This window comes from Cupriavidus sp. 8B, assembly GCF_054589115.1.
On the sequence record NZ_BAAILO010000317.1, the window covers coordinates 1 to 11,840 of the forward strand.

Genomic DNA, 11,840 nt, shown 5'->3' on the forward strand with positions numbered 1-11,840 from the left:
GTTTACAAGTAGCACTGCCTTATCGAGGACGCCGATTTGTGGGCAAACCTCAGCCCTGAGGGGAGAGGGAGAAACAGCCGTCGTCATGGCGCGCGGTTTTGGCCTGTTCGCCGGCTTCGGCAAATGCCCTGGGGTTGACCGCAGACTCAGGCCGCCATCCCCAGGAACTGCTGCAGCTCCGGCGTAGCCGGATTGCTGAACAATGCCTCCGGCGGCCCGATCTCATGCACCCGGCCCTGGTGCATGAACACCACGCGATTGCACACCTCGCGCGCAAAGCGCATCTCGTGCGTCACCATCAGCAGCGTCATGCCCTCGCTGGCCAGCTGGCGCACCACGTTCAGCACCTCCATCACCAGCTCCGGGTCCAGCGCCGAGGTAATCTCGTCGCATAGCAGCGCCCGCGGCTGCATCGCCAGCGCGCGCGCAATCGCAACCCGCTGCTGCTGCCCGCCGGAGAGCTGGTCGGGATAGCTGTCGAACTTCTCCCCCAGCGCTACCTTGGCCAGGCACTCGCGCGCGCGGGTCAATGCTTCCGACTCTTTGACGCCGGCCGCCACGGTGGGCGCCAGCATCACGTTGCGCCCGGCGCTCAGGTGCGGGAACAGGTTGAACTGCTGGAAGATCATGCCCACCTTGCGCCGCAGCGCGCGCAACTCCAGCTCGCTGCCCCCGAGCTTGGCGCCGGCCACGGTGATATTGCCTTCGTCGATGCTTTCCAGGCCGTTGATGCAGCGCAGGAGGGTGCTCTTGCCCGAGCCGCTCTTGCCGATGATGGCGATGACCTCGCCGGCCTCCACCTTCAGGTCGATGCCCTTGAGCACTTCGTTGGCGCCGAAGCGCTTCTTTACGTTTTCAATGGCGATGAGCGACATTGAGCTTCCTTTCCAGGTGACGGCTGTAGCGGGATAGCGGCCAGCACAGCGCAAAGTAGATCAGCGCGACCAGCGCGTAGACGGTAAAGGGGCTGAAGGTGGCGTTGGTGATCACCGTGCCGGCCTTGGACAGCTCGACAAAGCCGATGATGGACGCCAGCGCCGTGCCCTTGATGATCTGCACCACGAACCCCACGGTTGGCGCAATCGCAATGCGCAGCGCCTGCGGCAGGATCACGTAGCGCATCTGCTGCAGGTGCCCCAGCGAGAGGCAGCCGGCGGCTTCCCACTGGCCCTTGGGGATGGCCTCCACGCAGCCGCGCCAGATCTCTGCCAGGTAGGCGCCGGACCACAGCGACAACGCCAGGCCCGCGGCCAGCCAGGCCGGGATCTCCACGCCGAACAGCGCCAGCCCGAAAAAGGCCAGGAACAGCTGCATCAGCAGCGGCGTGCCCTGGAACACTTCGATAAAGGCCCAGGCCGCACGGCGCAGTGGCGCGCGGCGGCTGATGCGCATCAGCAGCACCAGCAGCCCGATGACGGCGCCGCCGGCAAAGGCCACCAGCGACAGCACCACGGTCCAGCGCACCGCCATCAGCAGGTTGCGCAGGATGTCCCAGGTTGAGAAATCGGTCATGACGCCCTCCGGAACAGCATGCCGCCAATGCCACGCAGCACCTGGCGCAGGCCGATGGCAAGCAGCAGGTAGATGGCCGTGGTCAGCAGGTAGACCTCGAACGCGCGGAAATTCCTGCCCTGGACGAAGTTGGCGGCAAAGGTCAGGTCCTCGACCGCGATCTGCGAGCAGACCGCCGAGCCCAGCATGACGATCACCACCTGGCTGGACAGCGCCGGCCAGATCTTCTGCAACGCCGGGCGCAGCACCACGTGGCGAAATACCTGGAAGGGCGCCATCGCCAGGCTGGCGCCGGCTTCGAGCTGGCCGCGCGGCACGGCCGCGATGCCCGCGCGGACAATCTCCGCGCTGTAGGCGCCAAGGTTGATCACCATGGCCAGGATGGCGGCCTGCATTTCACCCAGTTGCACGCCCGCGCTGGGCAGGCCGAAGAAGATGAAGAACAGCTGGATCAGGAACGGCGTATTGCGGATCAGCTCCACATAGCCGCCCGCGATGGCTGCCAGCCAGGCTGGGCCCTGGGTGCGCGCCCAGGCGCAGGCGATGCCGAGGGTCACCCCCAGCCCGCCGCCCACGGCGGTGAGTTCAGCCGTGACTTTGATGCCGTGCGCGAACACGCCGGCATAGTCGAAGGCCGAGAGGAAATCGAATTGGTAGGACATGCGGTAGCGATCGGTGGAGGCGCCCGGTTGGGGCGCTCATGAGCGCGGAGCTGGCGCAGTACGCCATGCCGCGGCGGTTGCCCGCCGGGCACGGCTTCCCGTGGCTTGGATCGTCAGTGCATCAAAGCATCAAGGCATCAAAGCGTGGACGGCAGCGGCATGCCGAGCCACTTCACCGTGATCGCGTTGAGCTCGCCGTCCTTCTTCACTTCCGCCAGGATGGCGTTGACCTTGGCTTGCAGCTTGGGCTCGCCCTTGTTCAGGCCGATGAAGCAGGGCGAGTTCTTGATCAGGAACTTGGGCTCCGGCTTCTTGGGCGGGTTCTTGGCGAGAATGGCGGCAGCCACCACATTGCCGGTCGCCACCAGTTGCACCTGGCCCGACAGGAACGCGCTGATGGTGCCGTTGTTGTCCTCATAGCGCTTGATGGTGGCTGTCGCCGGGGCGATCTTGGTCAGTTCCAGGTCCTCCACCGCGCCGCGCGTCACGCCGATTGTCTTGCCCGCCAACTCGGCGGCGCCGGTCACCTTCTGGTCGGCGGGGCCGAACACGCCGTTATAGAACGGTGCGTAAGCCTCGCTGAAGTCGATGGCCTTCTCGCGCTCGGCGTTCTTGCCCATGCTGGAGATCACCAGGTCCACCTTCTTGGTCTGCAGGTAGGGCACGCGGTTGGTGCTGGTCACCGGCACCAGTTCCAGCTTCACGCCCATTTTCCTGGCGATCAGCGCTGCCACGTCGATGTCCAGGCCCTGAGGCTTCATCTCGGCGTTGACCGAGCCGAATGGCGGAAAGTCCTGCGGCACCGCGACCTTGAGCACGCCGGCCTTGACCACGTCGTCCAGCGCTTCGGCGCCGGCGGTTTGCATCGAGAAGACGAGGGCGGCGGCACCGAGGCCGAGGAGGAGTTTGGAGAGCTTCATAAGGGTCCTTGCTAGCTTGCCGTTGGGGTGGATATTCAAAAAACGAAATCGATGAAGTGGATCGCGGGTCGCTGCTCGTTAGCGGATGCCAGCGCGCTCAGGCCGCACGCCCCAGCGGGCTCAGCGCCTGGCGCAGCGGATCCGGCGGTGCCTCGGGCGTGGCGGCGCTCAGGCCGGCCTCGACGTGGTACAGGTGCGCGTCCATCAACGCAATGGCGCGCTCGGTGTCTCCCGCGGCCAGCGCCGCCACGATCAGCACATGCTCGGCACAGGATTCGTTGGCCTGGTGGCTGGACTGGTAGCGCATGGCAATCAGCGTGGTGCGGGCGGTCAGGTCGCGCAGCGTGTCGGCCAGCAGCACGTTGCCCACGCATTCGCCCAGGCACACATGGAAGTCACCCAGCAGGTAGCTGCCCAAGGCGGTGTCGTCGGCGCTCAGCGCGCGCTGCTCCTGCGCCACGTGCTCCTGCAGCCGGCCGATGGCATCGGCGCGGGCCGGCGCGGCATAGCGCAGCAGGCCAAGCTCGATCGCGCGCCGGGCGGCAAATGCCTGCCGGGCTTCCTGCCGCGAGGGTTCGATCACAAACCAGCCGCGCCGGGCCGAGACCGTTACGATGCCGCGCGCCGCCAGCCGGGTCAGGGCTTCGCGCACCAGCGTCCGGCTGACGCCGAACAGCCCGGCCAGCGCCTGCTCTCCCAGCCGCGTGCCGGGCGCCAGCCGCTGGGCCAGGATCGATTGCGTGATGCGCTCGGCAATCTCGGCGGAGGTGCTGCCACGCACGTGGCCGGCGGCCTCGCCGAAGGCGGGAATGGAGGGGATGGAGGGGATGGCGAAAGTCATGCCAACCTCAGACGCAAGAGGTATGCCAGACTGATATACAAGCGTGATGTGCAGATTTTGTACGCAAAATGGCCTTGGCACGGGCCGGGCGCGCACCAGTTGGGAGCGGCTGTTGTCGCAGGCGAGTGCAGGTGCACGGCAGTGGTGCGGAACACATTGTCCACAAAGCCCCCAGGCGACGTGTGGGAGGCGTCGCCTGCCGCCCGGATAGGGCACAATGCAGCGCTGAATTCCGGCTCGCAGTGGTCGGGAAGCATGGGAAGCATGGGAAGCAGGGAAAAGGGAAAAGGGAATCGGGCATGAAAGGCATCGTCTTCAATCTGCTGGAAGAAGTCGTGATCCGCCATCATGGGGAAGACACCTGGGACGACCTGCTGGAGCAGGCTGGGCTCGGTGGGGCCTATACCTCGCTTGGCAGCTACCCTGACGAGGATGTCTACAGGCTGGTCGGCGTGGCCGCGCAGGCGCTGGGCATGGCGCCGTTCGATGTGCTGCGCTGGTTCGGGCGCGAGGCCATGCCCTCGCTGGCCAGCCGCTATCCGGGCTACTTCGCCGCGCATTCGGCCACGCGGCCGTTCGTGCTCAGCGTCAACGACATCATCCATCCCGAAGTCCGCAAGGTGTATCCCGGCGCCGACGTGCCCACCTTCGGCTTTCGCGATGAGGCCGATGGCACGCTGCTGATGCACTACAACTCGCCGCGGCGCCTGTGCGCGCTGGCCCAGGGCTTTGTGGAAGGCGCGGCCGACCATTTTGGCGAGACGCTGCGCTTCGAGCATATCGAATGCATGCATGACGGGGACGCCAGCTGCGTGTGCCGCATCGGCTTTCTCGGGCCCAAGGAAGCCTGAGCGCTCATGGACACGATCCCGTTGCTGGAGGCCGCGCAGGCCGAGAACCGGAAACTGCGCCGCAGGCTGGAGCGCGAGCGCTGCGCGCGCGTGGAGGCGGAGGCCATTGCCGAGAAAGGGCTGCGCGAGCTCTATGAGAAACAGGAGCAGCTGCAGCTCCTGGAGGCCGTTGCCGGCGCGGCCAACCAGGCCATCTCGGTGGCCGACGCGCTACAGTTCGCCGTGCGCACGGTGTGCTGCTACACCGGCTGGCAATTGGGCCATGCTTACCTGACCGATTTGGCCTGCGTGCAGCCGCGCCTGCTGTCCACCTCCATCTGGCACGGCGTGGACGGCGATGGTGGCCAGCGCTTCCACGAGTTCTATCAGTACACGGCGGCCGTGGAGTTTCGCGCGGGGGTCGGGTTGCCCGGGCGGGTGCTGGCCGCCTCGGCGCCGGCCTGGGTAGGCGACATTGCTCTGGACGCCAACTTTCCACGGGCTGGCGCAGCGCAGCGGGCCGGGTTGCACGCGGCCTTTGCCTTCCCCGTCTTGCTGGGCAGCGAAGTCACCGCGGTGCTGGAGTTCTTTGCGGACCGCGTGGCGGAGCCGGACGAGACGCTGCTGCACCTGATGACGCAGATCGGCAACCAGCTGGGCCGGGTTGTCGAGCGCAAGCGCGCCGAAGACCAGCTGATTCACGATGCCTTTCACGATCCGCTAACGGGGCTGCCCAACCGCGCATTGTTCGCGGACCGGCTGGCCCGCGCCGTGGCGCGCGGCAGCCGGCATCGCGAGCAGCCGTTTGCGGTGCTCTTTATCGACCTGGACCGCTTCAAGCTGGTCAACGACAGCCTCGGCCACCTCGCCGGCGACGCGCTGATCGTGCAGGTGGCGGCGCGGCTGGGGGAGTGCCTGCGCGTGGACGATACGCTGGCCCGCATGGGCGGCGATGAATTCACCATCCTGCTCGACAGCATCGACGACGTGAACGAGGCGGTGCGCATCACCGAGCGCCTGATGCATTCGCTTGAAACGCCGTTCGTGATCGAGGGCGAGCAGCTCTACGCCAGCGCCAGCATCGGCATTGCCACCAGCCCGCTCGGCTACGCATCGGCCGAGGAAATGCTGCACCATGCGGACCTGGCCATGTACCGGGCCAAGACGCTGGGCAAGGGGCGCTACGAGATCTACGACGCCACCATGCACGAGCGCGCGGTGAGCCGCCTCGCGCTGGAATCCAGCCTGCGGCGCGCGTTGCACAATGGCGAGTTCGTGCTGCATTACCAGCCCGTGGTGATGCTGGAGACCGAGGGCATCGTGGGCGTGGAAGCGCTGGTGCGCTGGCGCAAGTCCGAGTCCGAGCTGGTCTATCCCGCCGAGTTCATCGCCGTGGCGGAAGAGACCGGCATGATCCTGTTGCTTGGCATGTGGGTGCTGCGCGAGGCCTGCACCACCATGGCGCGCTGGCACAAGGAGTTTCCGCGCACCCCGGCGCTGACCGTCAGCGTTAATGTCTCGGCGCGCCAGTTTGCCCAGCACGATTTCGTGCAGCATGTGGCCCGCGTGCTTGCCGACACCGGAATCGCGCCGGAAACGGTGCGGCTGGAGATCACCGAGAGCATCACCATGGTGGACTCCGAGCGCACCGTTGCCGTGCTCGGCCAGTTGCGCGACCTGGGCGTGCGCATCAGCATCGACGATTTCGGCACGGGCTACTCATCGCTGAGCTACCTGCACCGTTTCCCGCTCGATATCCTGAAGATCGACCGCTCCTTTGTCGCGCAGCTCGACCGCGGCGAGGAAGGCCTGCAGATCGTGCAGACCATCATGAGCCTGGCGCGCAACCTTGGCATCGAGGTGGTGGCCGAGGGCACCGAGACCTCGCGGCACGTTGAGCACCTGCGGGCGCTGGGCTGCGATTTCGGGCAGGGCTACTTCTTCTCCCGGCCGCTCGAATCGGAGGATGTCTCCACCTTGCTAAGGGAACGGGTTCCAGCGCCAAGCCTGGCCTGACCCGATCAGCGCAGGCCCGCTGCCGCCACCGGCTGGAACGCGGCAGCGGAGAACAGCTTGCCGCCGCTCAGGCTCTCAAAGCCGAGCAGGGTCACGCGCGCCTGTGCCTCCAGCGCTTGCGCCTGGGCCACCGCGCGGCTGGACGAAAACCGGCCCGGAGCGGGGCGAAGTCCGACTCATGTCCATCTCCTTTTTCGGAAAGCTGGGAAGCGGCGCCATCTCCACTTAGAAAAATTCGCTCAACAAGTTACTTGCATGATGGTATCTACAACTCTATACTCACTTTCATCTTGATAGCAACGTGGATTCCCGGAGGTCGCGAACATGCAGAAAAAGCCCCTCGACAATGCGCCTTGCCCCATCGCCCGCAGCCTGGCGCGGGTGGGTGAGCCGTGGAGCATCCTGATCCTGCGGGAGGCGTTCTATGGCAACAGCCGCTTCGACGAATTCCAGAAACAGCTGGGCATTGCGCCCAACATGCTGGCCCGCCGCCTCGAAACCCTGGTGCGCGAGGGCCTGCTGGAGCGGCGCCAGTACTGCGAGCGGCCGCCCCGCTTCGAATACCTGTTGACCGACCGGGGCCGCGAATTCCGCCCGGTGATGCTGGCGCTGCTGGCCTGGGGCAACCGCCACTTCTCGCCAGAAGGCGAGACCGTGCTGCTGGTGGACCGCCAGACCGGCGCCACCGTCACGCCGATCCTGGTGGATGCGCAGACCGGGCATCCCATTACCGAAGCGAATCACGTCGTGGTGGCCGGGCCGGCCGCCAGCGAGCGCATGCGTGCCAAGTTTCAAAAATCAGCGGGCGTACGCGCGGCCATCGCACCGGACGTCCCGCAGGCAGCGGACTGCGTCTGAAAAGACCACAGCACTCCAGCACAACAACGACAAAGCGAAAGCAAGAGGAAGCGTCATGACTAGCGACATCACCGCCGAGCGTGCAGGCCCGGCGCCCACTCCCGTATCCAGCAAGCCCCGCGTCAGCCGCAAGCGGCTGCTCGCGACCGGCGCGCTCATCGCCGCAGGCCTGGGCGTCGCCGCCTTCGGCCAGCACTGGTGGACGCACGCCCGCTTCCTGCAAAGTACCGATGACGCCTACGTGGGCGGCGAGGTCACGGTGATCGCGCCCAAGGTGCCGGGCTACCTGGCCGAAGTACTGGTGACCGACAACCAGCAGGTGCACGCCGGCGACCTGCTGGCCCGGATCGACGACCGCGACTACCGCGCAGCGCTGGCCAAGGCGCAAGGGGCGGTGGCCGCGCAGCAGGCGCTGCTGGCCAACCTCGACGCCACCCGCTCCTTGCAGGAAGCCGTGATCGGCCAGGCCCGGGCGGCGGTCACCGCGGTCAATGCCGACACGCTGCGGGCGCGCGACGACCAGGCCCGTTACCAGAGCCTGGCGGCCAAGTCCGCCGTATCGGTCCAGAGCTCGCAAAAGGCCGACTCGGACTACAAGCAATCGCTCGCCAACACGCAGAAGGCGCAGGCCAGCCTGCTCGCCGCGCAGCGCCAGGTCGACGTGATCGCCACGCAGAAACTGCAGGCGCAGGCGGCGCTTGCGCAAGCCATTGCCGAACGCGACATCGCTAAATTGAACCTGGGCTACACCGAGCTGCGCGCGCCGATCGACGGCACCATCGGCAACCGGCGCGCCCGCGTGGGTTCCTACGCTGCGGGCGGCGCCCAGTTGCTGTCGGTGGTGCCGGCGCGTGGCCTGTGGGTCGATGCCAATTTCAAGGAAGGGCAGCTGGCGCATCTGCGCCCGGGCATGCGTGCCACGGTCGAAGCCGATGTGCTGCCGGGCCACGTCTTCCACGGCCGCGTGCTCAGCCTGGCGCCGGCCACCGGCGCGCAGTTCAGCGTGCTGCCGCCGGAGAACGCCACCGGCAACTTCACCAAGATCGTCCAACGCGTGCCGGTGCGCATCATGCTGGATGACAAAGAGGCCGCGCTAGGCCTGCTGCGGCCCGGCCTGTCCGTGGTGGCCGAAGTCGATTCCCGTGCCGACGCGCAGGTGCAACCATGAGCAGCGGCGTCCTGGCCGGGCCCGGGCAGGCCACGCAGCCGATACAGCCAGCCGCGCCCCCCCAGCCTTCCCCGCCGGCGGTTTCCCCGGCCTCCATGAGCATGGCCGCCAAGGTGCTGGCCTTTGCCACCATGTGCGTGGGCATGTTCATCGCGCTGCTGGATATCCAGATCGTGTCGGCCTCGCTGCGCGATATCGGCGGCGGGTTGTCGGCGGGCACCGATGAAACCGTATGGGTGCAGACCAGCTACCTGATCGCCGAGATCATCGTCATTCCGCTGTCGGGCTGGCTGTCCCGCGTGATGTCCACGCGCTGGCTCTTTGCCGTGTCGGCGGCGGGCTTTACGCTGACCAGCATGCTGTGCGGCATCGCCTGGAATATCCAGAGCATGATCGCCTTTCGCGCCATGCAGGGCTTCCTGGGCGGCTCGATGATCCCGCTGGTGTTCACCACCGCCTTCGCCTTCTTCGCCGGCAAGCAGCGCGTGATCGCCGCGGCCACCATCGGCGGCCTGGCCTCGCTGGCGCCCACGCTCGGGCCCACCGTGGGCGGCTGGATCACCGACAACTACTCCTGGCACTGGCTGTTCTTCATCAACCTGGTGCCTGGCATCTTCATCGCGGTAGCGGTGCCATTGCTGGTGCGCGTGGACCGGCCCAACTGGTCGCTGGTGCGCGGCGCGGACTACCTCGGCATGACGCTCATGGCGCTGTTCCTCGGCTGCCTGCAATACACGCTGGAAGAGGGCCCGCGCTGGGACTGGTTCGGCGACGACACCATCCGCGCCACCGCCTGGATCGCGGCTATTGCAGGCGTCGGCTTTGTCTGGCGCAGCCTGACCTACGAGCATCCGATCGTGGACCTGCGTGCGCTCAAGGACCGCAACTTCGCGCTCGGCTGCTTCTTCTCGTTCATCGCCGGCGTAGGCATCTTCGCCACCATCTATCTCACGCCACTGTTCCTGGGCCGCGTGCGCGGCTTCAGCGCGCTGCAGATCGGCTTGGCGGTATTCTCCACCGGCGTGTTCCAGGTCATGTCGATCCCGATCTACGCGTTCTTCGCCAACCGCGTGGACCTGCGCTGGCTGATGATGTTCGGGCTGGGCTGCTTTGCCTTCTCGATGTGGCAGTTCGCGCCCATCACGCACGACTGGGGCGCGCAGGAACTGCTGCTGCCGCAAGCGTTTCGCGGCATGGCGCAGCAGTTCTCGGTGGCGCCGGCGGTCACGCTCACGCTCGGTGCGCTGTCTCCCGAGCGGCTCAAGCTGGCTTCGGGGCTGTTCAACCTGATGCGCAACCTGGGCGGCGCGATCGGCATCGCCGGCTGCGCGACCATCCTGAATGACCGCACCAACCTGCATTTCCAGCGCCTGGCGGAGCACCTGAACTACAGCAACGAGGCCATGGGCGCGCTGCTGCAGGCGGTGGGCAGCAATATGGCGGCGCTTGGCCACGACGCCGCCGATTCGCAGACCGCCGCGCTCAGGCAACTGTGGGCACTGACCTGGCGCGAGGCGCAGACGCAGACCTTTGGCGATGCTTTCCTGTTCATCATGGTGTGCTTCGTCGTTGCTACCGCCATGGTGCCGCTGATGCGCGAGGTGGCGCCGCCGAAGGCGCCGTCCGCCGATGCGCATTGAGACCAATGCAACCGGGAGATTGATGATGCATACCCGTTTAACCAGCGCCCTGGCCTGTGCCACGCTGCTTGCCGCCATGGCGGCCCAAACCGTCCACGCCGGCACGGAGCGTCCGCGCGACGGCGGCGTGGGATGTGCCCGCACCGACAATCGCTACTGCAAGGTCACGCATGAGCTTGGGGACGGCGCTGCGCGCGCGGCATCGCAGGGATCGGAGAGCTTCAGGCGGCACGCCTTGGTGCCGGGCCCTGCCGCCGCGGACGGCATGCGCAGGCGCCTGGCATCGGCCGCCGGCTTCCTGGCGGGTGCGGAGCAAGCCGGAGAGGCAGGCGGCGCGGTAATTTCCAACGAGGCGCAGTAGGCGCCTTTTCACTGTTATCCAAGTCGGACATCGAAGCGGAGAACGTCATGAAGATTCTGGTCCTGGGCGCTGGCGCCATGGGTGGTTACTACGGCGCTCGCCTGATGCAGGCCGGGGCGGATGTCACGTTCCTGGTGCGGCCACGGCGCGCCGAAGTGCTCGCGCGCGATGGCCTTGTCGTGCGCAGCGAGCTTGGCGATGTCCGCGCCCCCGTGAAGACGGTGCTGGCCGAGGACGTCAAGGCGGACTACGACCTGGTCCTGCTGGCATGCAAGACCTATGACCTGGACAGCGCGATGGCCGCGCTGGACCCGGCGCTCGGCGCCAGCGGCGGCAAGCGCGCGGCGATCCTGCCGCTGGTCAACGGGCTGCGCGCGTATGAGACGCTGGACTCGCGCTACGGCCGCGACAGGGTGCTCGGCGGCGTCTCGTACATTGCCACTACGCTGGGCATCACCGGTGAAGTGGTGCATCAAGGCGCGGCCGACCGGCTCATCGTGGGCGCTCGCGCCGAGTCGGCGCAAGGCCTGGCCAGCGCTTTCCATGAACTCGCGGCCAGCACGCCCGGCACGCGCGAGCTGTCACCTGCCATCGACCAGGCGCTGTGGAACAAATGGGTGATGATCTCGGCCGGCGCGCTGATGACCTGCCTGATGCGCGGCACGGTCGGCGAGATCGTCAGGACCGTGGACGGCCGCGCGCTGATGCGGCAGGCCATGGACGAATGCGCGGCGGTGGCGCGCCTGTCGGGGCACGCCTTGCCCGAGCCGGTGGCCCAGGCCATGGCCGCGCGCTTGCTGGACGAGAGCTCGACCTGGGCCGCCTCCATGATGCGCGATATCGCGCAGGGTGCGCCCCGCCTGGAGGCGTACGACATCGTCGGCGACATGGCGCAGCGTGCCGCGCGGCTGGGGCACGACGTGCCGCTGGTGCGCATCGCCTATAGCCACCTGCAGGTCTACGAAGCGCAGCGCGCCGCGGCCTAGCGCGCCGAGCCCGCGTGCGCGGCGGCCGCCGCGCGGCGCTCCCGCG

At 67.2% G+C, this 11,840-nt stretch carries 13 protein-coding genes; 7 read left to right on the forward strand and 6 right to left on the reverse strand.

Features of this window, described 5'->3' with window-relative positions; translation table 11 throughout:
* Nucleotides 1-146: 146 nt before the first annotated feature.
* From ACYP5B_RS31155 to ACYP5B_RS31175, 5 genes are all read right to left on the reverse strand, one after another.
* Nucleotides 147-875, reverse strand: coding sequence for an amino acid ABC transporter ATP-binding protein (locus tag ACYP5B_RS31155; protein ID WP_400102749.1), 729 nt, complete (start codon nucleotides 873-875; stop codon nucleotides 147-149).
* On the reverse strand, nucleotides 856-1,512 hold the full coding sequence (locus tag ACYP5B_RS31160; protein WP_174424714.1) for an amino acid ABC transporter permease: 657 nt from the start codon (nucleotides 1,510-1,512) through the stop codon (nucleotides 856-858). Before ACYP5B_RS31160 ends, ACYP5B_RS31155 begins: the two co-directional genes overlap by 20 nt.
* Nucleotides 1,509-2,174, reverse strand: a complete 666-nt coding sequence (locus ACYP5B_RS31165; protein ID WP_318237192.1) for an amino acid ABC transporter permease — start codon at nucleotides 2,172-2,174, stop codon at nucleotides 1,509-1,511. The genes ACYP5B_RS31160 and ACYP5B_RS31165 overlap by 4 nt, the downstream gene beginning before the upstream one ends.
* A gap of 137 nt (nucleotides 2,175-2,311) precedes the next feature.
* Complete coding sequence (locus ACYP5B_RS31170; RefSeq protein WP_459572241.1) at nucleotides 2,312-3,094, reverse strand: transporter substrate-binding domain-containing protein; 783 nt, start codon at nucleotides 3,092-3,094, stop codon at nucleotides 2,312-2,314.
* 97 nt (nucleotides 3,095-3,191) lie between these two features.
* Nucleotides 3,192-3,935, reverse strand: coding sequence for a GntR family transcriptional regulator (locus ACYP5B_RS31175; RefSeq protein ID WP_459572242.1), 744 nt, complete (start codon nucleotides 3,933-3,935; stop codon nucleotides 3,192-3,194).
* Between the two features lie 299 nt (nucleotides 3,936-4,234).
* Between ACYP5B_RS31175 and ACYP5B_RS31180 the strand changes: the two genes are divergently transcribed.
* Together ACYP5B_RS31180 and ACYP5B_RS31185 are read left to right on the forward strand one after the other, a co-directional pair.
* Nucleotides 4,235-4,786, forward strand: a complete 552-nt coding sequence (locus tag ACYP5B_RS31180) for a heme NO-binding domain-containing protein (RefSeq protein ID WP_400102746.1) — start codon at nucleotides 4,235-4,237, stop codon at nucleotides 4,784-4,786.
* Nucleotides 4,787-4,792: 6 nt separating this feature from the next.
* Nucleotides 4,793-6,781 carry a putative bifunctional diguanylate cyclase/phosphodiesterase gene (locus ACYP5B_RS31185; RefSeq protein ID WP_400102745.1) on the forward strand — a complete coding sequence of 663 codons (1,989 nt, stop codon included), beginning with the start codon at nucleotides 4,793-4,795 and terminating at the stop codon, nucleotides 6,779-6,781.
* 5 nt (nucleotides 6,782-6,786) lie between these two features.
* Here the strand turns inward: ACYP5B_RS31185 and ACYP5B_RS31190 are convergent, their stop codons facing one another.
* Nucleotides 6,787-6,912: a hypothetical protein gene (locus tag ACYP5B_RS31190; RefSeq protein ID WP_400102744.1), complete on the reverse strand. Its 126-nt coding sequence runs from the start codon at nucleotides 6,910-6,912 to the stop codon at nucleotides 6,787-6,789.
* Between the two features lie 193 nt (nucleotides 6,913-7,105).
* Between ACYP5B_RS31190 and ACYP5B_RS31195 the strand changes: the two genes are divergently transcribed.
* The 5 genes from ACYP5B_RS31195 to ACYP5B_RS31215 all read left to right on the forward strand — a co-directional run bounded on the left by ACYP5B_RS31195 (nucleotide 7,106) and on the right by ACYP5B_RS31215 (nucleotide 11,794).
* Nucleotides 7,106-7,639, forward strand: a complete 534-nt coding sequence (locus ACYP5B_RS31195; RefSeq protein WP_400102743.1) for a winged helix-turn-helix transcriptional regulator — start codon at nucleotides 7,106-7,108, stop codon at nucleotides 7,637-7,639.
* Nucleotides 7,640-7,694: 55 nt separating this feature from the next.
* A complete protein-coding gene (locus tag ACYP5B_RS31200) occupies nucleotides 7,695-8,807 on the forward strand; it encodes an HlyD family secretion protein (RefSeq protein ID WP_318237199.1) in 1,113 nt (370 codons plus the stop codon).
* Nucleotides 8,808-8,908: 101 nt separating this feature from the next.
* Nucleotides 8,909-10,447, forward strand: a complete 1,539-nt coding sequence (locus ACYP5B_RS31205) for a DHA2 family efflux MFS transporter permease subunit (RefSeq protein WP_400102750.1) — start codon at nucleotides 8,909-8,911, stop codon at nucleotides 10,445-10,447.
* 25 nt (nucleotides 10,448-10,472) lie between these two features.
* Nucleotides 10,473-10,808: a hypothetical protein gene (locus ACYP5B_RS31210; protein ID WP_459572243.1), complete on the forward strand. Its 336-nt coding sequence runs from the start codon at nucleotides 10,473-10,475 to the stop codon at nucleotides 10,806-10,808.
* Nucleotides 10,809-10,855: 47 nt separating this feature from the next.
* Nucleotides 10,856-11,794 (forward strand): 2-dehydropantoate 2-reductase, encoded by a 939-nt coding sequence (locus ACYP5B_RS31215; RefSeq protein WP_459572244.1) that lies wholly within the window; start codon nucleotides 10,856-10,858, stop codon nucleotides 11,792-11,794.
* Nucleotides 11,795-11,840 lie beyond the last annotated feature (46 nt).